This window comes from Pseudomonas sp. MB-090624, assembly GCF_003205245.1.
In the GTDB taxonomy this organism is placed as follows: Bacteria; Pseudomonadota; Gammaproteobacteria; order Pseudomonadales; family Pseudomonadaceae; genus Aquipseudomonas; species Aquipseudomonas juntendi.
The window spans coordinates 13,251-34,146 of the sequence record NZ_QJRK01000035.1 but is presented as its reverse complement, the minus strand read 5'-3'; the positions used below and the strand labels follow the sequence as shown (position 1 = coordinate 34,146).

Annotated in this window: 18 protein-coding genes; 7 read left to right on the top strand and 11 right to left on the bottom strand. The window is 62.2% G+C overall.

Annotation, left to right across the window (positions count from 1 at the left end):
* Positions 1-101: 101 nt before the first annotated feature.
* A complete protein-coding gene (locus tag DMX12_RS19260; RefSeq protein WP_110679172.1) occupies positions 102-1,703 on the top strand; it encodes an EAL domain-containing protein in 1,602 nt (533 codons plus the stop codon).
* 14 nt (positions 1,704-1,717) lie between these two features.
* Here DMX12_RS19260 and DMX12_RS19255 read toward each other — a convergent pair whose 3' ends face one another.
* Together DMX12_RS19255 and algB are read right to left on the bottom strand one after the other, a co-directional pair.
* On the bottom strand, positions 1,718-3,499 hold the full coding sequence (locus tag DMX12_RS19255) for a KinB sensor domain-containing domain (RefSeq protein ID WP_110679171.1): 1,782 nt from the start codon (positions 3,497-3,499) through the stop codon (positions 1,718-1,720).
* Positions 3,496-4,842, bottom strand: coding sequence for a sigma-54-dependent response regulator transcription factor AlgB (gene algB / locus DMX12_RS19250; protein WP_029885350.1), 1,347 nt, complete (start codon positions 4,840-4,842; stop codon positions 3,496-3,498). Before algB ends, DMX12_RS19255 begins: the two co-directional genes overlap by 4 nt.
* Positions 4,843-5,052: 210 nt before the next feature.
* Between algB and DMX12_RS19245 the strand changes: the two genes are divergently transcribed.
* The 6 genes from DMX12_RS19245 to DMX12_RS19220 all read left to right on the top strand — a co-directional run bounded on the left by DMX12_RS19245 (position 5,053) and on the right by DMX12_RS19220 (position 10,452).
* Positions 5,053-5,874, top strand: coding sequence for a BON domain-containing protein (locus DMX12_RS19245; protein WP_110679170.1), 822 nt, complete (start codon positions 5,053-5,055; stop codon positions 5,872-5,874).
* A gap of 174 nt (positions 5,875-6,048) precedes the next feature.
* The gene (locus tag DMX12_RS19240; RefSeq protein ID WP_029885352.1) at positions 6,049-6,339 is read left to right on the top strand and encodes a hypothetical protein; all 291 of its coding nucleotides are present in this window, start codon (positions 6,049-6,051) and stop codon (positions 6,337-6,339) included.
* Positions 6,340-6,380: 41 nt separating this feature from the next.
* Complete coding sequence (locus DMX12_RS19235; protein ID WP_003252966.1) at positions 6,381-6,542, top strand: DUF1328 domain-containing protein; 162 nt, start codon at positions 6,381-6,383, stop codon at positions 6,540-6,542.
* A 2-nt stretch (positions 6,543-6,544) separates the two neighbouring features.
* Positions 6,545-7,015, top strand: a complete 471-nt coding sequence (locus tag DMX12_RS19230) for an inhibitor of vertebrate lysozyme family protein (protein WP_029885353.1) — start codon at positions 6,545-6,547, stop codon at positions 7,013-7,015.
* Between the two features lie 746 nt (positions 7,016-7,761).
* Positions 7,762-9,090 carry a glutamate/aspartate:proton symporter GltP gene (gltP, locus tag DMX12_RS19225; RefSeq protein ID WP_009683574.1) on the top strand — a complete coding sequence of 443 codons (1,329 nt, stop codon included), beginning with the start codon at positions 7,762-7,764 and terminating at the stop codon, positions 9,088-9,090.
* 132 nt (positions 9,091-9,222) lie between these two features.
* Positions 9,223-10,452: a nucleoside recognition domain-containing protein gene (locus DMX12_RS19220; protein ID WP_054911443.1), complete on the top strand. Its 1,230-nt coding sequence runs from the start codon at positions 9,223-9,225 to the stop codon at positions 10,450-10,452.
* Between the two features lie 37 nt (positions 10,453-10,489).
* Here DMX12_RS19220 and DMX12_RS19215 read toward each other — a convergent pair whose 3' ends face one another.
* The 9 genes from DMX12_RS19215 to DMX12_RS19175 all read right to left on the bottom strand — a co-directional run bounded on the left by DMX12_RS19215 (position 10,490) and on the right by DMX12_RS19175 (position 20,723).
* Positions 10,490-11,107, bottom strand: coding sequence for an ABC-type transport auxiliary lipoprotein family protein (locus DMX12_RS19215; RefSeq protein ID WP_110679169.1), 618 nt, complete (start codon positions 11,105-11,107; stop codon positions 10,490-10,492).
* On the bottom strand, positions 11,104-12,042 hold the full coding sequence (locus tag DMX12_RS19210; RefSeq protein WP_110679168.1) for an MlaD family protein: 939 nt from the start codon (positions 12,040-12,042) through the stop codon (positions 11,104-11,106). Before DMX12_RS19210 ends, DMX12_RS19215 begins: the two co-directional genes overlap by 4 nt.
* 3 nt (positions 12,043-12,045) lie before the next feature.
* A complete protein-coding gene (locus DMX12_RS19205) occupies positions 12,046-12,837 on the bottom strand; it encodes an ABC transporter ATP-binding protein (protein WP_009683570.1) in 792 nt (263 codons plus the stop codon).
* Positions 12,834-13,967 carry an ABC transporter permease gene (locus DMX12_RS19200; protein WP_110679167.1) on the bottom strand — a complete coding sequence of 378 codons (1,134 nt, stop codon included), beginning with the start codon at positions 13,965-13,967 and terminating at the stop codon, positions 12,834-12,836. The genes DMX12_RS19205 and DMX12_RS19200 overlap by 4 nt, the downstream gene beginning before the upstream one ends.
* A 93-nt stretch (positions 13,968-14,060) precedes the next feature.
* A complete protein-coding gene (locus DMX12_RS19195) occupies positions 14,061-15,083 on the bottom strand; it encodes a DUF5924 family protein (protein ID WP_009683568.1) in 1,023 nt (340 codons plus the stop codon).
* A 155-nt stretch (positions 15,084-15,238) separates the two neighbouring features.
* Positions 15,239-16,645 carry a pitrilysin family protein gene (locus DMX12_RS19190; RefSeq protein WP_110679166.1) on the bottom strand — a complete coding sequence of 469 codons (1,407 nt, stop codon included), beginning with the start codon at positions 16,643-16,645 and terminating at the stop codon, positions 15,239-15,241.
* A gap of 20 nt (positions 16,646-16,665) precedes the next feature.
* Positions 16,666-18,330, bottom strand: coding sequence for a Na/Pi cotransporter family protein (locus DMX12_RS19185; protein ID WP_009683566.1), 1,665 nt, complete (start codon positions 18,328-18,330; stop codon positions 16,666-16,668).
* Positions 18,331-18,575: 245 nt separating this feature from the next.
* Positions 18,576-19,346 (bottom strand): TerC family protein, encoded by a 771-nt coding sequence (locus DMX12_RS19180; protein ID WP_029885361.1) that lies wholly within the window; start codon positions 19,344-19,346, stop codon positions 18,576-18,578.
* A gap of 69 nt (positions 19,347-19,415) precedes the next feature.
* Positions 19,416-20,723 (bottom strand): CitMHS family transporter, encoded by a 1,308-nt coding sequence (locus tag DMX12_RS19175; RefSeq protein WP_009683564.1) that lies wholly within the window; start codon positions 20,721-20,723, stop codon positions 19,416-19,418.
* Positions 20,724-20,896 lie beyond the last annotated feature (173 nt).

Below are 20,896 nucleotides of genomic sequence, written 5' to 3'. Positions count from 1 at the left end.
CCCGTGCTGGCCGGGGCCTGGCATGGGCAAGCGAAGCGCTAAACGGCGCAGGTGATTATTGATTCAGTTGCTATACCTTAGTTATCAACTGGATGCCGTCCATGTCGTCTGCCATTGGCTTGCTGCGTCAAATTTTCTACCGTCCCTGGATGCTCGCCACGCTGGCAGCACTGGCCAGCGCCGCCCTGTTGCTTTCTGCCAGCATCGGCATCGCCCTGCAGCAGCTGAAACAGAGCGAAACCGAGCAGATGAACGCCCAGGGCGAGCGTTTTCTCGAGCGCCTGGAGCAGGTATTCGGCCAGCTGCGCGAGGGTGTCGACCTGTTGCAGGCACAGCCGCTGCGTGGATGCAGCCCGGCCATGTTGGCGGCCTTGCAGCAGGTGGGCTTGAGTTCGCGCTTCATTTACGAAGCGGCCTACGTGGACGGCAATGTCGCCTGCTCGAACCGGGGTAACGAGCGCGCGTTCGTGCCCTTGCGGCCGCCGGACATCAAGGGGCCGGTCTACAGCTACTGGCTCAACACCACCACCGAGCCGAACGAGAACCTCGCCGCGCTGATGCTCGGCCGGGGCAGGTTCCTGGTCTCGACCTCACGTGGGCACCTGACCGATGTGGTCGACCTGCCACCGGGTGGCAGCCTGGTGGTAGTACTCGACAACGGTGCCCGCGCCATTCCGGTCCTGGGCCCGCCACCGGTATGGCCGCCGCCCTCGGCCTGGTCGAATAGCCACAAGTCGCTGCTCGAACTCAGTGACCGCCTGATCTACCGCATGCCAACCAAGTCGCCTGACTACCAACTGGTGCTGATCGCCCCGCGTGTCAGCTTGCCCCTGCGCATGAACGGCATGCTCTGGCTGTTGTTCCCGGGTAGCGTATTGGCCGCCTGCTTCATCGGCTGGCTGGTGTTGCAGCTGATCTTGCAGCGGCGCTCGATGAGCTCAGAGCTGCAGGGTGCGCTGCGCCGTGGCGAGCTGCAGGTGCTCTACCAACCGATCATCGAGCTTGGCAGCCGGCGTTGCGTGGGCGCCGAGGCGCTGGTGCGCTGGCGCCGCCCGGACGGTACCTTGACCAGCCCCGACCTGTTCATACCGCTGGCGGAAGACACCGGGCAGATCCGCCAGATCACGGACTTCGTGCTGCAACGTGTGCTTGAACAACTTGGGCCGTTGCTGCGTTCGCACCCCAACCTTTATATCTCGATCAACCTGGCGGCTTGCGATGTGATGGAGCCGCGCATCGGCCGAGTATCGGCGCGCTTGCTGGCGTTGCACCGGGTGGCGCCCAGCCAGATTGCCTTCGAGGTGACCGAGCGGGGTTTGATCGACGTGGTAGTGGCCCGCGAAAATCTGCAGGCACTGCGCGCCGCAGGGCATCAGGTGCTGATCGACGATTTTGGTACTGGCTATTGCAGCCTGGCTTACCTGCAGACGTTGCCGGTGGACTGCCTGAAGATCGACAAGGCGTTCATAGACGCTCTTGGCCATGATGCCGCCAGCAGTGGCGTTGCCCCACACATCATTCGCATGGCCCACGACCTCCACCTGCGGGTGATTGCCGAAGGTATCGAGAGTGAGGACCAAGCGGCGCTGTTGCGCGGTGAAGGGGTCAACTACGGCCAGGGCTGGCTATTTGCCCGGCCGTTGACGGCCAGGCAGTTTGCCCAGATGGTCACACGCGGGCATCAGCCGCGACGACCCGCGTAGGGTGTAGGCGTGCGTCAGACTGGCAATGCCATATAGAACTGCGTGCCCTGCCCCGGCCGCGAAAACACGCCCATGCGCCCGCCATGAAGTTGCACGATCTCCTTGCACAGCGCCAAGCCCAGCCCCGCCCCACCTTTTTTGCGGCCAACCTGCACGAAGGGCTCGAAAATGCGCCCTTGCTGGCCGTAGGCGATGCCTTCGCCGTTATCCTCGACACTGATGATCACCCGCTCCGCATGGCGGCGGGCGTGCAAGCGGATGCGCCCGCCCTTGGGGGTATGGCGGATGGCGTTGTGCAGCAGGTTGTCCAGCACCCGATCGAGTTGCGCGGGGTCGGCCTGGATGCGCGGCAGTGGCTGCTCCAGGTCGCTCACCAACTCGATCTGCTTGTGCGCAGCCTGGTCGGCAACCCGCAGTCGTGCCCGCTCCACCAGTTCGTCGATGGCACAGGGAGCCAGCTCCAGTTTCTGTAGCCCGCTTTGATAGCGCGAGAAGTTAAGCAGGTCGTTGATCAGCTGGGTAAGGCGCTGCATTTCTTCGCCGATGGTTTCCAGCAAGTCATTCTCCCGCGCTTCTGGCGGGAACTTGACGCGCTCGCGCAACAGGCCGAAGGCCATGTGCATGCCGGTAACGGGCGTACGCAACTCATGGGAGGCGCGCAGCACGAATTCACTGCGCACACGTTCGAAGGCGCGCTGCTCGGTTACGTCGTGCAGCACCATCACTGCGCCAAGAATCGGCCCCTGCGGGTGGCTGACCGGGGTCAGGCTGTAGGTAAGCAGGCGCGATTCTTCATCCACCTCCATGTTCAGGTCGTCTGGTGGCCGGTCCAGGCTGCCGCCCCGCAGCACTTGGCGCAGCTGCTGTTCCAGCTCTGGCCGTTGCAACGCTTCGGCAAGGCTGCTGCCTACCCGGCTGTCATTCCAGCCCAGCTGGCGCTGGGCTACCGGGTTGAGGTGTTCCAGCCGGCCCTGGCGGTCGATGATCAACAGGCCATCGTCGATGCTGTCCAGCACCGCCTGCAAGCGTTGCTGGCCGGCCAGCAGCTCGTCGACGTTGGTCGCCTGGTGCTTGCGCAAGGCATCGGCCATCAAGCCGAAGCGGCGGGTGAGCTGGTTGAGTTCGGCCGCCTGGGTGACTGGCAGGGTGACGTCGAAATTGCCCTTGCCCAACTGGTCGGCTGCCGTGGCCAGCGCCTCGATCGGCTGGCCGAAGCGCCGGGCGATGTTGTGCGCACTGATAAAGCCGAGTACCAGCACCACCAGGCCCATCAAGCCCAGCACACCGCTGACCAGCAAGGCGCGGTCACGGCTGCGCTCCTCGCTGCGGGTAATCAGGTCCAGGGCCTGCCTGTGGGAGTCGATCAGGTCGGTGCGGACCTGATTGAATGCGGCGCCCAGCGGCTGGTCCACACCCATGCTGCGGGCAGGGGCCGGGCTGTCGCGGTAAGCCTGGAGGAAGGCCTGATAGTTGCTGTTGGCTTTGCTGAAACCGGTGCGCTCGCCGCCTTGCTCCAGCCCCTTGGCCAGAAGGGACTGGAAGTTGTCCTGCAGCGATCGCAGGTTTTCCGGGGCGGTGTCGTCATCCAGAATCAGGTTCAACTGCTCGCCAAGGTTCTGCCGCAGCTTGAGCCCCACCTCCAATGAGTGGGTGGTGTCGCGCACCAGTTGCTGTTGCATCGTGGCCATCTGCAGAACACTGACCAAGCCCAGCAGCAGACCGAGCAGCGCCACGGTGACCAGTGCCGAGATACTGAGGAAAAGCCGCGTGCGCAGCTTCATGGGTGGCCATTTCATAAGTTGTATTGCTTGCGTTTGCGGTACAGGGTGGAGGCGTCGATGCCCAAGGTCTTCGCGGCCTGGTCCAGGGTGTCGCTGGCGGCCAGTACGGCACCGATGTGCGCACGCTCCAACTCGTCGAGGCTAAGCGCGGCGCCAACGCGTGGGGCGTTGCCAGCCGGCTGCTCACCCATGCCCAGGTGGCTGATTTCTACCCGCTCTTGCGGGCATATGATGCTGGCTCTTTCCACTACGTTGCGCAATTCGCGAATGTTGCCGGGCCAGCGGTAGTTGAGCAGCGCCGCGCGGGCTTCTTCACTGAAGCCGCGTGCTGGCCGCGAGTACTCCTTGACGAAGCGGGCGAGGAAGCGGTCGGCGAGGGTCAGAATGTCCTCGCTGCGCTCGCGCAGGGGCGGCAGGTGCAGGGTGATGACGTTCAGGCGGTAGAGCAGGTCTTCGCGGAAGCGGCTTTCGCGCACCATCTCTTCTAGGTTGAGGTTGGTGGCAGCCAGGATGCGCACGTCCGCCCGGCGGGTAACCGGGTCACCCACGCGCTCGTATTCCTTGTCCTGAATAAAACGCAGCAGCTTGGGCTGCAAGGTCAGTGGGAAGTCGCCGATCTCGTCGAGGAACAGCGTGCCGCCGTCAGCCTGGCTCACCCGCCCAAGCGTGCTTTCACTGGCGCCGGTGAAGGCGCCGCGGGTATGGCCGAACAGCTCGCTCTCCATCAGCTCCGCATTCAGCGACGGGCAGTTGATGGTCACACAGGCTTTGCGTGCACGCTTGCTCCAGCCATGAATGGCGCGGGCCAGCTCGCCTTTACCGGTGCCGGACTCGCCGAGGATGAGGATGTTGGCGTCAGTGGTCGCGACCTGGCGGGCGGTCTCCAGCACGGCCATCATCGCCGGGCTGTGTGAGTCGAGGCCGTCCTTGGGTTTGCGCACTTCACCTTCCAGCGCTTCGAGGCGAGCCGAGAGTTGCCGCACTTCCAGTTGCTTGGCGGTGGCCAGGCGCAGTTGGTCTGGGCTGCAGGGCTTGACCAGATAGTCGGCGGCACCCGCCTGGATGGCGTCCACTGCCGTGTCGATTGCCGAGTGCGCGGTAACGATCACCACGCGCATCCAGGGCGCCTGAATGCGCATCTGCGCCAGTACATCAAGCCCGTTGTCCTCACCCAGGCGCAAATCCAGGAAGCACAGGTCGAACACCTGGCGCTGCAGCAGGCTCTCTGCCTGGGCGGCGCTATTGGCGGTGGCCACGCTGTAGCCCTCGTCCTCCAGGCAATAGCGGAAAGTGCGCAGGATCGCGGACTCGTCATCCACCAGCAGAATGCGGCCTTGGTTGTCCTGGGCTGATTCCATTTCCTGCGCTCCTTAAGGGTAGATCTTTATTTAGTGTGGGAAAAATCGGGCAAGTTGCATGGTCAATTCTGAAGGATTCTGTCCTTTGCATGCTAGCCAATGGCTAAACGACGCCTTCAGGCCCCATTTCCCGGTGCTTTGCTTAGAGGCATAGGGTGGCACATTGGTTGCGATGATTTTCAGCTTTTGCCTACAGAAGGAGGTAACGCCATGACCTTTGCCCTACGCAGCGCTGTGTTAGCAGCCGCTTTGCTTCCCGTGTTCACCCCCGCTCTCGCGGACCCCGTGCATGACGCCCGGCTTGAAGGGGCGCTGCAAACGGCGTTGTCGCTGAACCGCATGCTCAACTCGTTCCGTATCAAAGTCGAGGTAGACGGCAAACAGGCGCGGCTTTCCGGCGAGGTAGAAAACGAGGTGGAGCGCCGGTTGGCCGAAGACGTGGCCTTGGCTACCCGAGGTGTCGAGCAGGTCGATAACCAGCTGCAGGTCAACGCTGAACTGGTCGAGCGCCCGCTCGAGCTACGGGCCTATGCCCAGCGCCTGGAGGACGCCACCCTGGCAGCGGTGATCCGTGCGCGGTTGCTGTGGAGCCGCACCACCGAAAAGGCTGCAATCGAAGTGCAAAGCAGCGAGGGCGTGGTGACCTTGCGGGGTAAAGTCGACAGCGCCGAGGCCAAGGAGCTGGCGGGCGTGGTGGCGCGCACAACCGATGGCGTGCACCTGGTGAACAATCTTGTCAGCCTCGACAGCGCTGCCATGGCCAAAGCGCGGGAAACCGCTGTGGGAACACCAAGCGGCCCGCAGCCAAGCGACCCCTGGATCATCGACAAGATCCAGAGTAGCTACCGCTACAGCCGCAACCTCGATGGGCTGAACCTTAAAGTGGCCAGTGAAGAGGGCATGGTGCGGTTGTCCGGCGAAGTGGTCAGTGCGGAGCAAAAAACCATTGCCGTGGAAATAGCCCGGCAGATCATTGGCGTGCGGGGGGTGGATGCCGATCTGCTGAAGGTCGCGACCAAGGTTGAAGGCTGATCGTGCAATTCGCACGACCCCAGCATGGCCATCGTGCAGGATACGTCCTGACACGCCCGCGGCTAAATAGTTAAGTTATTGTTTTTAAAGGATTTTTATTTATTTATGAGGCTGGCATGCAGGCTGCAATTACCTGTTCAGGTTTGAACAAAAATTACAGCAGGAGGAGCCGGCATGAATCGCCAGTCCGTCAACCACTCGCAAGTCGCCACCCTGTCACTGCGCCACCTGGTGTCGGTAGGGATCGCACTGGTTTTGACCTTGGCTGCCGGCCTCTTCTACTACAGCTGGCAAACAGCGCGTCTGGCCGACCAGGTGGCTGCACAGACCGCGCTGCTGAGCCAGATCCAGTCGACCCGGGCCAACAGTTTCGTCAAGGCGGCGGACCCGTTGCCCTCCCAGGGCAAGGCGGCGTCGCCGGCCACTCTGGAACATGTCGTGCCTCAAGACCGCTGGGTGTTCTAAGGCGGACCGTTTGAAGTTCTGAAAAAGAAAGGAGAAACACCATGCTGAGCTGGGCTATCACTTTCCTCATCATCGCCATTGTCGCTGCCGTTCTGGGCTTCGGTGGTATCGCCGGCGCTGCTACAGGTATTGCGAAGATCCTGTTCATTGTCTTCCTGGTCCTGTTTGTAGCCTCCTTCTTCTTTGGACGCGGTCGAGGTTGACAATGAGCAGGAAGCTACACACTGCCCTGGCTGCTGCCCTGCTGATGGGTAGCAGTGCAGCGGCACTGGCTGCCAATGATGGCCAGGTCCGTGCCAACCAGCTGCTGGGTTCGGACCCGGAATATCGGGAAACCTGGCAGGACACGATCAAAGGCGAGGAGCGCCTGCCCGATTGGGTGGTCAACCTCACCGGCAGCTCGGAGCAGCAAATGTCTGCTGTTACGGAAGATGGCGACAAGTACTTGGTCGGCCCCCTGTGCGAGGCCCAGGACAAGTGCACCTACAAGCGCCTGATCGTTGCGTTCAGCTGGGACAAGGATGATGCCTACGGCATGCTCGTGGAGGTGCCTGAAGGCTTGCCCAAGGACAAGTCGCCAACCCGACATGCGCAGTACCGCTGGCTGGGCAAGCCGGATGACGGCATGAAGACGATGCTGCAGGAGCAGCTCAAGCGTGACCCGAATTGGTACTGAGCCGTGGTTGCCAGTGCTGGTGAGTGGTCACCCACTGACACGAAATAGAAGCTGAACCTTTGTAGCGTTCAGCCTTCTATGATGCGCCGCCCCGAGGAGGGGTTGCACATGACCAAGGGGCCGGGCTGTTCTGGTTGAGACATGATCGGAGTGGCCTAGGGGTACAGGGAGTGCCTCCAGCGTTGGGCCGGGTCAGGAACGGCGGAATCGGAAGCTTCAGGTCGGCGGTATCGCTGGGATACCCAAGCCGACCTGACTTCCGAGGAGCCACGTAGGAAACGCCTCTTTCCTTGCGCGTTTTCTTCCCCGAGACACATTTTGTCTCGACCGTACATCAAATTTTTTCCCTCCGCATCGACTCCCTCACAAGTGGCATTTCGGCCATTCGGATTGTCGAACACGACATATTTGTCGCTTCTTTTGAGAGTGCCAGTTCCGCCTGAATATGGCTGTCTCGTCTTGTTCGGGATTCCGAACGTTATAAATCAATGACTTGCAAACCTACCTCGTCGGTCGAAAACGGTATGCATAACCTGCATGGGGTATGCGTTTCCGGCATTAGATTTCCCCCCCTGCCATCGCAATAGTTGCCGCCTTTTTCGCTGGCCAGGGCGCCCTGTCGCTCGCCTGCGGTGTCCTTACATAACGTCGCCGGACAGAAACCGTTATTGCGTGTGACTTGGCCAAGGGCTCTGTCACGCCTGTTTCCACCCGGTGTCATGACCACTAGAACAAAGGGTAAAGACATGAAGAAGGCAAAACTGAGCCTCGCCTGGCAGATCGTCATCGGTCTGGTGCTGGGTGTTGCAATCGGCGCGCTGCTGAACCACTTCAGTGCAGAAAAGGCCTGGTGGATCAGTAACGTCCTCCAGCCCGCCGGTGACATCTTCATTCGCCTGATCAAGATGATCGTCGTCCCGATCGTGATTTCGTCGCTGATCGTGGGTATCGCCGGGGTTGGCGATGCGAAGAAACTGGGCAGCATTGGCCTGAAGACCATCATCTACTTCGAGGTGGTGACCACGATCGCCATCGTCGTCGGCCTGGTGCTGGCAAACCTGTTCCACCCCGGTGCCGGTATCGACATGAGCACGCTGGGTACCGTGGATATTTCCAAGTATCAGGCGACCGCGGCCGAAGTGCAGCATGAGCACGCCTTCATCGAGACCCTGCTCAACCTGATCCCGTCGAACATCTTCGCAGCGCTGATGCGTGGCGAAATGCTGCCGATCATCTTCTTCTCGGTCATGTTCGGCCTGGGGCTGTCGAGCCTGCAGGCAGAGCTGCGCGACCCGCTGGTACGGACCTTCCAGGCCGTATCGGAAACCATGTTCAAGGTCACCCACATGATCATGAACTACGCGCCGATCGGTGTGTTCGCCCTGATCGCCGTGACTGTCGCCAACTTCGGCTTCAGCTCGCTGCTGCCGCTGGCCAAGCTGGTGCTGCTGGTGTACTTCGCCATTGCCTTCTTCGCCTTCATGGTACTGGGCCTGGTGGCTCGCCTGTTTGGCTTCTCGGTGATCAAGATCATGCGCATCATGAAAGATGAGCTGATCCTGGCCTACTCCACTTCCAGTTCGGAAACCGTGCTGCCACGGGTGATCGAGAAAATGGAGAAGTACGGTGCACCGAAGTCGATCTGCTCGTTCGTGGTACCGACCGGCTACTCCTTCAACCTCGACGGTTCTACCCTGTACCAGAGCATTGCGGCGATCTTCATTGCCCAGCTGTACGGTATCGACCTGTCGTGGAGCCAGCAGCTGCTGCTGGTGCTGACCCTGATGGTCACGTCCAAAGGTATTGCTGGTGTGCCAGGCGTTTCGTTCGTGGTACTGCTGGCCACCCTCGGCAGCGTGGGCATTCCGCTGGAAGGCCTGGCCTTCATCGCCGGCGTCGACCGCATCATGGACATGGCCCGCACCGCGCTGAACGTGATCGGCAACGCACTGGCGGCATTGGTCATCTCGCGTTGGGAAGGCATGTACGATGCGGCCAAGGGCGAGCAGTACTACGCCTCGCTCATGGCTGACAAACAGCAAACTGCGGTGGTTGGCGAAGCGGCCAAGCGCTGAGTTCATACCCCGCTGGACAAAAAGCCCCGACCCGTCGGGGCTTTTTGTTGTCTGTGATGTTGCGCGGCCGCGGTCTGCAGCCTTGCGCCCCGATACGCTATCATTCGGGCACTTTTCTGGGGGAACACACGGATGCTCAATGGCCTTTGGCTCGGCTTTTTCCTGGTGGCGGCGGTGTCCGCCCTGGCCCAATGGCTGATAGGCGGCAACGCGGGCATTTTTGCGGCCATGGTCGAGAGCATCTTTGCCATGGCCAAGCTCTCTGTCGAGGTGATGGTGCTGCTGTTTGGCACTCTGACCCTGTGGCTCGGCTTTCTCAAAATTGCCGAAAAGGCCGGCATCGTCGAATGGCTGGCCAAGGTACTGGGCCCGTTGTTTGCGCGCTTGATGCCGGAAGTACCACCCGGCCACCCGGCACTGGGCCTGATCACCATGAACTTCGCGGCCAACGGCCTGGGGCTGGACAACGCCGCCACACCGATTGGCCTCAAAGCCATGCGCGCGTTGCAGGAGCTGAACCCCAGCAGCACCACGGCGAGCAACGCGCAGATCCTGTTCCTGGTGCTCAACGCCTCTTCGTTGACCCTGCTGCCTGTGACCATCTTCATGTACCGCGCCCAGCAAGGCGCGCCCGACCCGACCATGGTGTTCCTGCCGATCCTGCTGGCCACCAGTGTCTCGACCCTGGTCGGGCTGTTGTCGGTGGCCGTCATGCAACGCCTGCGTTTGTGGGACCCGGTCGTACTTGCCTACTTCATTCCCGGTGCGCTGCTGCTGGGTGGCTTCATGGCCTTCCTGGGCACATTGTCGGCAGCGGCACTGGCCAGCTTGTCGTCGATCCTGGGTAACTTGACGCTGTTTGGCGTGATCCTGCTGTTCGTGGTGATCGGTGCGTTGCGGCAGGTGAAGGTGTACGAAGCCTTTGTCGAGGGCGCCAAAGAGGGCTTTGACGTCGCCAAGAACCTGCTGCCCTACCTGGTGGCCATGCTGGTGGCTGTGGGCGTGCTGAGGGCCTCGGGCGCGCTGGAATTGGCGTTGGACGGTATTCGCCATGCGGTCAACTGGTTGGGCCTGGACACGCGCTTCGTCGAAGGCCTGCCGACAGCGTTGGTCAAGCCGTTCTCCGGGAGCGCGGCGCGGGCAATGCTGATCGAGACCATGCAGAGCCAAGGGGTGGACAGCTTCCCTGCCCTGGTGGCGGCAACCATCCAGGGCAGTACCGAGACCACTTTCTATGTGCTGGCGGTGTATTTCGGCGCGGTGGGCATCCAGCGTGTGCGGCATGCGGTGGGGTGTGCGCTGCTGGCCGAGTTCTCTGGTGTAGTGGCAGCCATCTGCGTGTGTTACTGGTTCTTTGCCTGAACGATCTACAGGCCTGCACCGCATCAACGGGTAAACACTAGCGGGTTGTGCTGCTGCCTGCCTGGGCAATCGCCCACTCGACCACCTGCCCGGTGAGTAGGTCGCACGCTTGGCCAAACCCGGCCACTACCCCGGCTACTTGCTTGTCTGCCAGCGGCTGGCGGACTTCGAAGCGCTTGCTGGCGAGAATGCGCTGAGTGCGGCCTTGCACCAGCCGTGCGTCATAGCGGATCACCACCTCCACGGTGCCGTCCGCGCGGTATTCGCTCTGGAACGCCTGCAACTCGCCAGCCAGCTCGTAGTCAGCCTGCAAATTGCTGTCGTCGGCGCTCAGGCGCTGCACCTGTCCGTCGCGCTGAAAGCCGTCGAGCAGCCGGTTGCGCAGCAGCATCGGGGCCGGATCGCTCCAGCGCGCGCCCTTGTAGCTGCTGACCACATTGCCCTGCGGGATGACCGCAATCCGTGGCCCGGCCAATACCTCGCTGGCCAGCGGTTTGTTCAGGCGCAATGACCAATCCAGCGGCGGCGCGCTGCGGCTGATCTGGTTGACCGGCAAGCGATACAGGTCCACAGGCTCGCTCGTGGGCAGGATCGAGCAGGCGCTGGCCAGCCCAATCGTGACCGCCAAAGCCACTAAGCGCAGCGACGATTTCATGGCTGGAACTCCTTGTTGTTGTCGCGGCCGAGCAGGTAGCCGCTGGGGTCTGCTTCCAGTTGCCGGGAAATGCCTTTGAGTGCGTTGAGGGTTTCGCGCAGTTCGCGAATGGCCGGGGTCAGCTGGTTCAGGCCCTGGGCGCCGTCGCCGATGGCTTCGCTGTTGTCCTTCAGCAGGCTGTTGATGGTGGCAGTGCTCTGCGCCAACGACTGCATGGCTTGCTCGGCGCTGCCGATGGCCTGCTTGCCCTCGGTGCCCAGCAAGCCATTGGCATTGCGCATCAGCACCTGGGTTTCGGCCAGGGTCGCGCTGGCCTGCTTGCCTACCTCGACCAGTTGCTCGATAGCCTGGCTGATGCTGCCATGCTCCCCGGCGAAGGCGCCGGTGGTCTTGTCGAGGTTGGCCAAGGTATTGCTGAGGTGGTCGATGTTGCCCTCGGAGAACATCTGGTTGGCGTTGTGCAGCAGCAAGTTGATGTTGGTCACCAGGTCGCTGCTGTCATTGAGCAGGCGCGAGATGGGCGATGGCGAGGCGATGATCACCGGCAGCTTGCCGTCTTTGCCTTTCAGCTCGGGGCTCTGTGGGGTACCGCCGCTGAGCTGGATGAACGAGTTGCCTGTCACGCCGGCCAGGGTCAGCTTGGCCTGGGTGTCTTCTTTGACTGGGGTGTCGCCGCTAAGGCGTACGCGTGCCAATACCCGACGCGGGTCTTTAGGGTCCAGGCGCAGGGTGGAAACGTCACCCACCTTGATCCCGTTGTACTGCACCGGGCTGCCACGAGACAGGCCGGAAACTGCCTCGTTGAACACGACTTCGTAGTCCTTGAACGCATCGTCGACGCTGGACTTGGTCAGCCACAGGCCGAACAGCATGGCACCGGCTACCACCAGGACGGTGACCAGGCCGATAAGAACGTGATGGGCTCGGGTTTCCATTGCTCAGCGCTCCTGGCCAGTGCGGGTGGCGGCCTGTTCGGCTGCGCGCCCGCGTGGGCCGTGAAAGTATTCTTGGATCCAGGCGTCGTTGGTCTGTTCGACCTCGGCCAATGGGCCGGCCACCAGGACCTTTTTCTGCGACAGTACGGCGATGCGGTCGGTGATGGTGTACAGGGTGTCAAGGTCGTGGGTGATCAGGAACACCGACAGGCCGAGCGCATCGCGCAGGGTGAGGATCAACTGGTCGAAGGCCGCAGCGCCGATCGGGTCCAGGCCTGCGGTCGGCTCGTCGAGGAACAGTATGTCCGGGTCCAGGGCCAGGGCCCGGGCCAGCGCTGCGCGCTTGATCATGCCCCCCGACAAAGAAGCAGGGTACTTGTCGGCTGCCGAGATCGGCAGCCCGGCCAATGCCAGCTTTACCCCGGCCAGGTGCTCGGCATCGGCGCGGGATAACCCGGCATGCTCGATCAGTGGCAGGGCAACGTTCTCGGTCACTGTCAGGGAAGAGAACAGCGCGCCCTTCTGGAACAGTACGCCAAAACGCCGTTCGACCAATGAGCGCTGCGTTTCGCGCAGGCCGGCCAGGTCCTGGCCGAACACCTTGATCTGCCCTTCGTTGGGGCGGCGCAGGCCGATGATACTGCGCAGCAGCACGGACTTGCCGCTGCCAGAGCCGCCCACCACGGCAAGGATTTCGCCGCGGTACAGGTCCAGGTCGAGGTTTTCATGCACCACTTGCCGGCCAAAGCGGTTACAGATGCCGCGGGCTTCGATCACGCTCTCACGTCGGTTCACCAGCCCATCTCCATGAAGAACAGCGCGGCCACCGCGTCGAGCACGATAACCACGAAGATCGACTGCACCACGGCCGAAGTCGTGTGTGCACCGACCGACTCGGCGCTGCCGCTGACCTTGAAGCCTTCCAGGCAGCCAATGGCGGCAATCAGAAAGGCAAAGAACGGCGCCTTGGCCAGGCCGACCAGAAAGTGCTGCACGCCAATATCGCTTTGCAGCAATGACAGGAACATGGCCGGCGAAATGCCCAGCGACAGGGCGCACACCACGGCCCCGCCGACGATGCCGCAAAGCATGGCGACGAACGTGAGCAGCGGCAGGGTAATCAGCAGGGCCAGCACCCGGGGTACCACCAGCAGTTCCATGGGGTTGAGGCCCAGGGTGCGGATCGCGTCTATTTCCTCATTGGCTTTCATCGAGCCGATCTGCGCGGTAAATGCGCTGGCGGTGCGGCCGGCCATGAGGATGGCGGTGAGCAACACGGCGAACTCGCGCAGGAACGAGAACGCCACCAGGTCGACGGTGAACACCGTTGCGCCGAAGTCAGCCAGCACCGTGGCGCCAAGGAAGGCCACCACGGCACCCACCAGAAAGGTCAGCAAGGCCACGATTGGCGCGGCATCCAGCCCTGTCTGTTCGATGTGGGCGACGATCGGGGTGATGCGCCAGCGGTGTGGCTGTAGGGCACGGCGTAGCAGCGTTTCGAGGATGACGCCGATGAAACCGAGCAGTTGCATGCTGTCTTGCCACAGGGTGCCGACGGCGCAGCCTATACGCTCCAGCAGCAACAGCAGCACGTTGCGCTCGGGCTCCTTCACCGGGATGCAGTAGTCCTGGACCGATTGGTAGACATTCTTCAGCAGCGCCCGGCTGGCTTCCGGCAGGTCGTGGGTGCAGCGCGACAGACGCTCGGTGCCGAGCAGTTCGGCCAGCAGCGACGCACCGGCCGTGTCCAGGCGCCCCAGCTGGCTGAGGTCGGCGACGGTGTCGGGGGTGTATTGCGCACGCAGCCGCTCGCTGTCGCGTTTCAGGCTGGCGTAGTGCGCCAAGGTCCAGTCACCGGCAATGCGCAGGCAGGCCGGTTGACTGCTGGTATCCAGAGTGAGGCTGGGGGTGGTCATAGGCTCCATGCAACTGACTCGGCGCTAAGGCTCAGGGGCTGATCATAGCGCAGCAGGCCGGGGCTGTTTGGTGATTATGTGCTGTGTACCAGCAGGTGTTGATTACCCGGCTGGCGCATCGTCGACCACCTTGAAGCGCAGTACGCCAATCACTTGGCCATCCTCGGTCAGAACCCGTACCTGCCACCTGCCCACCGGGTTGGGTGGGAAGTTCTGCTTGTGCGTCCAGGCCCGGTAGCCTTCCTTGCGCCCACCGTGGATGTCGAGGGCAATGCGGTCCACCTCCTGGCCGTCCTTCTGCCACACGTGGTAGATCCGCTCATTCAGGCCGCGTGGTGCGTTGATGGCGGTATAGGCGTACAAGCCGCTGCTGCGAATGCTGCTGGCGGCAATTTCGTGCAGCGACTCGCCTGGCTGGCGGTTCAGCACTTCGGTGCTCACTGCCACCTCGGTCATCCACAGGGTTGCCGGCGGTACCCAGGAGCGCAACAACCAGCCGCCAGCACCCACCGACAGCGTGACCAGCAACAAGGCCACAGCCCGGCGCCAGTTGTTGATCGGAAAACTGCTGGCCAAGCTGGGAAACGACAGCGCCATGGCGATGATCAGCGCCAGCTTGAAGCTTTGCGCGGTGGTCAGGTGGACGATGATCGGCAGCGCCGTGAGCAACGCAGCGAACAGGGTCAGGGTATGCAGCGCCAGGAACAGCCAGCGCCGCGGAGCTAGCCATTTGTAGTACAGCGGGTCGATGATCGACACCAGGCCGGCAGCGCCGAGCAGGCCCGTGAACACCAGCTGGCCGCTGTTCCAGGTCGTGGTGATGAAGAAGAAGGGCAAAACGAAGAACAGTGTTTCCTGGTGGATCATCTGCGTGGCGTAGCGCAGCAGTGGCTGCGGGATTTCGCGGTTGAACGTGCGCGCGAACAGGCCGGTGAGTGTGTTTTCCAGCATCAGCCACACCCAGCTCACCAGCATCAGCACGGCAACCCAACTGGCCAGGCCGGCCTGGCGGTCGACCAGGATGAAGCTGCCGATACCTGAAAGAAACCCCCCAAGCGCGATGATGCCGGGATAGCGTTTGAGCAGTTCGATGATGCGCTGGACGATGCGGGGGATCTGGGGCATTGGCTCTACAACGGGAGAGAGTTGGGTGGCTGTGCCGGCCGCTTCGCGGGTAAACCCGCTCCCACAGGATCACCACAGCTTCTGCAACAGTGGGGTCCCTGTAGGAGCGGGTTTACCCGCGAAGAGGCCAGTACTGGCAAAAGAATACCGCTGATTCACCGCCGGCGTGTAGCACCGCTCGGCCGCTGTGGGCCATGCCGCCGCCAGCGCAACAGTCCCGCGGCCACGATCAGCCCTACCAACAGGGCACCCAGCCCATAGAATTCGTCATAACCCAGCAGCGGCTTTTCAATGCGTACGTAGCCGTCTTCCTTGAGCAATTCCCGCAACGCCTGGTTGGCTTGCTCCAGGGTGACCTGGCGCAGTTTGCGCACCGGGTTGGTGAAGCGGCCGTCGGTGTAGTCGTTCAGCGCTCCCCAGTAGTAGTCGGCCAAGGCACTGTTGCCTTGGGTGCTCCAGCTTTCCTTGGCGACACTGGCATCCTTGATGCGGGCGAACGTATCCGGGTCCAGCCCCTCTTTGCGCAGGTGCTTGAACAACCGCTGCATGACCGCTACGGCCTTGTCGATGTCATCGCGCTCCAGGTCGGCATTGACGCTGAGCAGGCCGGTGTCACCGAAGCTTTCGCGCTGCACCGAGGGCCCATAGGACAAGCCATTGCGCAGGCGCAGCTGGTCGTAGATGGCCCAGTCCAGGTAGCGTGCCAGCAGGTCGAGGGTGGCCTGGTGGTCGTTGTCCAGTGCCGGCTCGATGAAAAGCCAGTGCAGTTTCACGCTGTCACCGAGCCAGCCACGGGTCAGATCGCGGCGCTGCTCGGCTTGCTGGGTGATGCTATCCAGATTGCGGCGCTCTTCTGGCTCGGTGGCCGGCAGCTCGCCAAACGAGCGTTCCAGATAGGCTGGCAACAGGCGGTCCAGGCCACCGACCATGATCAGGGTCATGTTGTTGGCGGCGTACCAGCGGTCGCGCAGGGCCTGGACCTGTTCCAGGGTCATGTCGTCGACGTTGGAGCGCTCTGGGCACTTCAGGCCCAGCTCGGTGGCCAGTTGGTCGCTGGCGGGGTGGCCGATGTCCTGGCGGTCGAGCCAGCGCTGCAGGTGGCCGTAGTGGCCGCCATCCTCGCGTTCGATGATGCGTTTGGCGGTGGCCAGGGCCTTGGCATCGATGTGGGTATCGCGGATGACCGCCAGCAACAGGTCGAGTACCTTGCGCTGGTTGCGCGCCGGTGCTTCGATGACGAAAGTGGTATCGGCACTGCTGGTAAAGGCGTTCCATTCCCCGCCCAGCGCCTGCAGGCGCTCTTCCAGGCCGCCTTCGCCGGTTTCATCGATGCCGCTGAACAGCAGGTGCTCAAGCAGGTGCGGCAGCTCTTTCTGCTCGCAATCGAAATCATCCAGCCCAACCCCCACCACCAGGCGTATCGCCACATGGTCACGCTCGTAGCCATTTTTCAGAATCACCTGCAGGCCGTTGGGCAACAGGTAGCCTTCCACCCGCGACCGGTCGAGGGCGAAAGTGGGCAGGCTGCAGATCAGGATGCAAACGAACATCAGGCAACGCATGGGCGAGCTAGGGTCCTCAGCTAGGCAGAATCGTGGCTGGCTTCGTCTGGCACACTGTCGAGCATCAACCCGCCGGTGTCCGAGCCGCCCAGTACCACATAGGCACTGCTACAGAACAAAGAGTTCAAACGCTTCATGTCGGCGATCAGCTCCAAGTGTAGCGAACTGGTCTCGAGGCTTTGCATGACTTTGCGCTGCAGGCGGCTGACGTGGGCGTGGGCCAGGCGCCGCTCCTGGGCCCGGAACCGGCGTTTTTCACGCAGCAGCAAGCGGGCGCTTTCCGGGTCGGCGCTGAGGAACACCGACAAGCCCAGGCGCAGGTTGGCCAGCAATTGTTCCTGCAGGCCGGTCAGTTCTTCCAGGCCGACCTGGGAAAACTCACGGCGCTGGCTGGTCTTTTGCTGCTGGACCTTGCGCAGCATGCGCTCGATGAGGTCGCAGGCCAGCTTGAGGTTGATAGCCACTTCGATGATTTCCGCCCAGCGACGGTTGTCTTGCTCGCTGAGGTCCTCGCGTGTCATCTGCGCCAGGTACAGCTTGATCGCGCTGTACAGGGCGTCGGCATCTTCGCCCAGGGCGCGTACCTGCTGGGGCAGCGCCGTCTGGGTGCCCCGCAGGGCCCCCAGCATGGCTTCGAGCAGGCTGTCGACGATGTCGCCCAGGCGCAGGGTTTCCCGTGCGGCATTGGCCAGGGCCAGGCTGGGGGTCTCCAGTGCGGACGCGTCGAGGTGGCGCGCACGGATCTGGCCGTTGCTGTGTTCCCGCTCGGGCAGCAGCACATTGCACAACCGACCCATGGGGTTGACCGTGGGTAGCATCAGCAAGCAACGGGAGGTGTTGTAGAGCAGGTGGAAGCCGATGACCAGCTCTTGCGGGCTGAAGCTCAGCGAGTCCATCCAGCCTACCAGCGGGTGCAGTACGGGAATGATCAACACCAGGCCGATCAGCTTGTACAGCAGGCTGCCCAAGGCCACCCGGCGGCCGGCGGCGTTCTGCATGCTGGTGCTGATGAACGCCAGCAGGCCACTGCCGATGTTGGCGCCGACTACCAGGCCAATGGCCACCGGCAGGCTGATGACCTCGGCACCGGCCAGGGTCGCCGTGAGCAGAACGGCCGCCAGGCTGGAATAAGAGACCATGGCGAACATCGCCCCGACCAGGGCATCAAGCATGATGTCGCCCGTCAGCGAGGCGAACAGCACCTTCACGCCCTGGGCATGGGTGATGGGCGCGGCGGCCTGTACGATCAGCTCCAGCGCCAGGATGATCAGGCCCAGCCCGATACCCACCCTGCCCAATTGGCCAGCCCGCGTCTGTTTGCGCGAAAGGAAGAAGATGACGCCGAGGAAGATCAACAGCGGCGACAGCCAGGATAGGTCGAACGTGAGTACCCGGGCCATCAGCGCAGTGCCGACATCGGCGCCGAGCATGATTGCCAAGGCGGGGGTCATGGCCATCAGGCCCTGGCCGACGAACGAGGTGACCAGCATGGCCGTGGCGTTGCTGCTTTGCACCATGGCAGTGACCAGAATGCCGGCAATGAATGCCAGTGGGCGCTTGTTCATGTTCTGGCCAATGATGCGCCGCAGATTCGAGCCGAATACCCGAAGGATGCCGGTGCGCACGATATGGGTGCCCCAGACCAGTAGCGTTACGGCCGAGAGCAGGTTGAGCAGGGTCAGCATGGCGAAGGCCCCCTGAAGCACAGGCCCATGGGGCCAAGGGAAGAAACGTGAGCGTTCGAATAGGTTTTCATTGCTCACTCAAAGCTTTAGCTGTTTTGCGCAGTGCTTGCCAGCTTCGCACGGTAGTCATCAATTTGAAACATACCGTGAATGAATCATTGCCGGTCTTGCAGGCGCCACGTAGCAGCCATTCAAAAATGAAAAAGGGGCCCCGAAGGGCCCCCGCTGTCCTGCACGTTCCGCTCTTACTGACCCGGAATGTCCTTGCGCAGTTTCACTGGGTCATGCTCTTTGCCGTCCTTGCGGGCCAGGGCAGTGCGCATGCGAATGTTGATGGCCTCTACCGCCAGCGAGAAGGCCATGGCGAAGTAGACGTAGCCTTTGGGCACGTGCACGTCGAACGCTTCGGCGATCAGTACGGTACCGACCACGATCAGGAACGACAGTGCGAGCATCTTCAGCGATGGGTGCTTGTCGATGAAGTTGCTGATGGCGCCGGCGCACAGCATCATCACCAGTACGGCCACGACGATGGCAGCGATCATCACTGGCACGTGGGACACCATGCCTACTGCGGTGATCACCGAGTCCAGCGAGAACACGATGTCGATGATGGCAATCTGAATGATGGTGTAGAAGAACTTGCCACCTGCGCCTTTGGGCGCTTCATCGTTTTCGTCCTCACCTTCCAGGCCGTGGTAGATCTCTTGCGAGCTTTTCCACAGCAGGAACAGGCCGCCGAAGAACAGGATCAGGTCACGCCCGGAGATGCCCTGGCCGAGCACCACGAACAGGTCGGCGGTAAGGCGCATGACCCAGGTGATCGACAACAGCAGCATGATGCGGGTGACCATGGCCAGGGCCAGGCCGAAGATCCGGGTGCGCGGCTGCATGTGCTTGGGCATGCGGCTGACCAGGATCGAGATCATGATGATGTTGTCGATCCCGAGGACGATCTCAAGCGCGGTGAGGGTAAAAAAGGCAACCCAGATTTCCGGGCTGGTCAGCCATTCCATGTTGTTTCCTTCGAGCGGTAAAGGCGACGCGCCCTGCAGGGCGCGTCGCGGTGGGGTAATACGCGTTTATTAAAGACTACTGAACAGCGGGAAAATGCCCATCAGCAGCGCGGCGAACATTATGCACAGGCACACCAGCACTGCCCACTTGAGCGTGAAGCGCTGGTGATCGCCAAACTCGATACCGGCCAGGGCTACCAGCAGGTAGGTCGAGGGTACCAGTGGGCTGAGCAGGTGTACCGGCTGGCCGACGATCGATGCGCGGGCCATTTCAACCGGGCTGATGCCGTAGTGGCTGGCGGCCTCGGCCAACACTGGCAAAACCCCGTAGTAGAACGCGTCGTTGGACATGAAGAAGGTGAACGGCATGCTCACGATTGCGGTGATCACTGCCATGTAGGGGCCCATCGCTTCAGGGATGACTGCCAGCAGGCTCTTGGACATGGCATCGACCATGCCGGTGCCCGACAGAATGCCCGTGAAGATGCCTGCGGCGAAGATCAGCCCGGTGACTGCCAGCACGCTGCCGGCATGGGCGGCGATGCGGTCTTTCTGCTGTTGCAGGCAGGGGTAGTTGACGATCATGGCAATGCTGAAGGCGATCATGAACAGCACCGGCAGCGGCAGGATACCGGCGATCAGCGCGACCATCAGGGCGGCAGTCAGCGCGCCATTGAAGTACAGCAGCTTGGGGCGGCGGGCTTCAGGGAATTGCGAAACGGTGATATCGCTATGGTCGGTGTCATCGGTTGGCAGGTGCAGTTCACCCAGGCGGGCACGCTCACGCTTGCCGTACAGGTAGGCAATGGCCAGGATGGCCAGTACGCCGAACAACATGGCCGGGATCATCGGCACGAAAATGTCCGACGGGTCCACGTGCAGGGCGCTGGCGGCACGTGCGGTCGGCCCGCCCCAAGGGGTCATGTTCATCACGCCGCCGGCGAGAATGGTCAGGCCGGCCATGATTCGCGGGCTCATCCCCAGGCGGCTGTACATCGGCAGCATGGCGGCGCAGCAAATCATGTAAGTGGTGGCGCCATCACCGTCGAGCGAAACCACCAGGGCCAGTACGGCGGTACCCACCGAGACTTTCAGCGGGTCGCCCTTGACCAGCTTGAGGATCTTGCGCACGGCCGGGTCGAACAGGCCGGAGTCGATCATCAGGGCGAAATACAGGATTGCGAACATCAGCATCACGCCGGTAGGCGCGAGCTTGCTGATGCCCTCGAGCATCATCGGGCCGATCTTGGCGGAAAAACCGCCGAACACGGCGAACAGGATCGGTACCAGGATCAGCGCGATCAAGGCCGACAGGCGCTTGGTCATGATCAGGTACATGAAGGTGATGACCATGGCAAAGCCGAGGAAGGTCAGCATGGCAATACTCCAGGCGTGGCGCTACGAAAGGAACGTCGATTCGGGCGGGTCAGCGCGTTTGGCGCTGCACGGGGAGCATGCGGAGGGAGATTGCGCGAAGGCGGGCACAGGAATACATCAGGATCACCATTGTTGTTGTTGATTGGGCCGGGCGCGGTTGTTACCGGGTGCCC

Bases quoted from the DNA above. Each gene is read 5' to 3' on its own strand.
- DMX12_RS19220 (WP_054911443.1), top strand. From the start codon at position 9,223: ATGCTCAATGGCCTTTGGCTCGGCTTTTTCCTGGTGGCGGCGGTGTCC.
- DMX12_RS19190 (WP_110679166.1), bottom strand. From the start codon at position 16,645: ATGCGTTGCCTGATGTTCGTTTGCATCCTGATCTGCAGCCTGCCCACT.
- gltP (WP_009683574.1), top strand. From the start codon at position 7,762: ATGAAGAAGGCAAAACTGAGCCTCGCCTGGCAGATCGTCATCGGTCTG.
- DMX12_RS19240 (WP_029885352.1), top strand. From the start codon at position 6,049: ATGAATCGCCAGTCCGTCAACCACTCGCAAGTCGCCACCCTGTCACTG.
- DMX12_RS19260 (WP_110679172.1), top strand. From the start codon at position 102: ATGTCGTCTGCCATTGGCTTGCTGCGTCAAATTTTCTACCGTCCCTGG.
- DMX12_RS19245 (WP_110679170.1), top strand. From the start codon at position 5,053: ATGACCTTTGCCCTACGCAGCGCTGTGTTAGCAGCCGCTTTGCTTCCC.
- DMX12_RS19235 (WP_003252966.1), top strand. From the start codon at position 6,381: ATGCTGAGCTGGGCTATCACTTTCCTCATCATCGCCATTGTCGCTGCC.
- DMX12_RS19255 (WP_110679171.1), bottom strand. From the start codon at position 3,499: ATGAAATGGCCACCCATGAAGCTGCGCACGCGGCTTTTCCTCAGTATC.
- DMX12_RS19200 (WP_110679167.1), bottom strand. From the start codon at position 13,967: ATGGAGCCTATGACCACCCCCAGCCTCACTCTGGATACCAGCAGTCAA.
- DMX12_RS19195 (WP_009683568.1), bottom strand. From the start codon at position 15,083: ATGCCCCAGATCCCCCGCATCGTCCAGCGCATCATCGAACTGCTCAAA.
- DMX12_RS19215 (WP_110679169.1), bottom strand. From the start codon at position 11,107: ATGAAATCGTCGCTGCGCTTAGTGGCTTTGGCGGTCACGATTGGGCTG.
- algB (WP_029885350.1), bottom strand. From the start codon at position 4,842: ATGGAATCAGCCCAGGACAACCAAGGCCGCATTCTGCTGGTGGATGAC.
- DMX12_RS19180 (WP_029885361.1), bottom strand. From the start codon at position 19,346: ATGGAATGGCTGACCAGCCCGGAAATCTGGGTTGCCTTTTTTACCCTC.
- DMX12_RS19230 (WP_029885353.1), top strand. From the start codon at position 6,545: ATGAGCAGGAAGCTACACACTGCCCTGGCTGCTGCCCTGCTGATGGGT.
- DMX12_RS19185 (WP_009683566.1), bottom strand. From the start codon at position 18,330: ATGCTGACCCTGCTCAACCTGCTCTCGGCCGTAACGCTACTGGTCTGG.
- DMX12_RS19175 (WP_009683564.1), bottom strand. From the start codon at position 20,723: ATGCTGACCTTCCTCGGCTTTGCCATGGTCATCACCTTCATGTACCTG.
- DMX12_RS19210 (WP_110679168.1), bottom strand. From the start codon at position 12,042: ATGGAAACCCGAGCCCATCACGTTCTTATCGGCCTGGTCACCGTCCTG.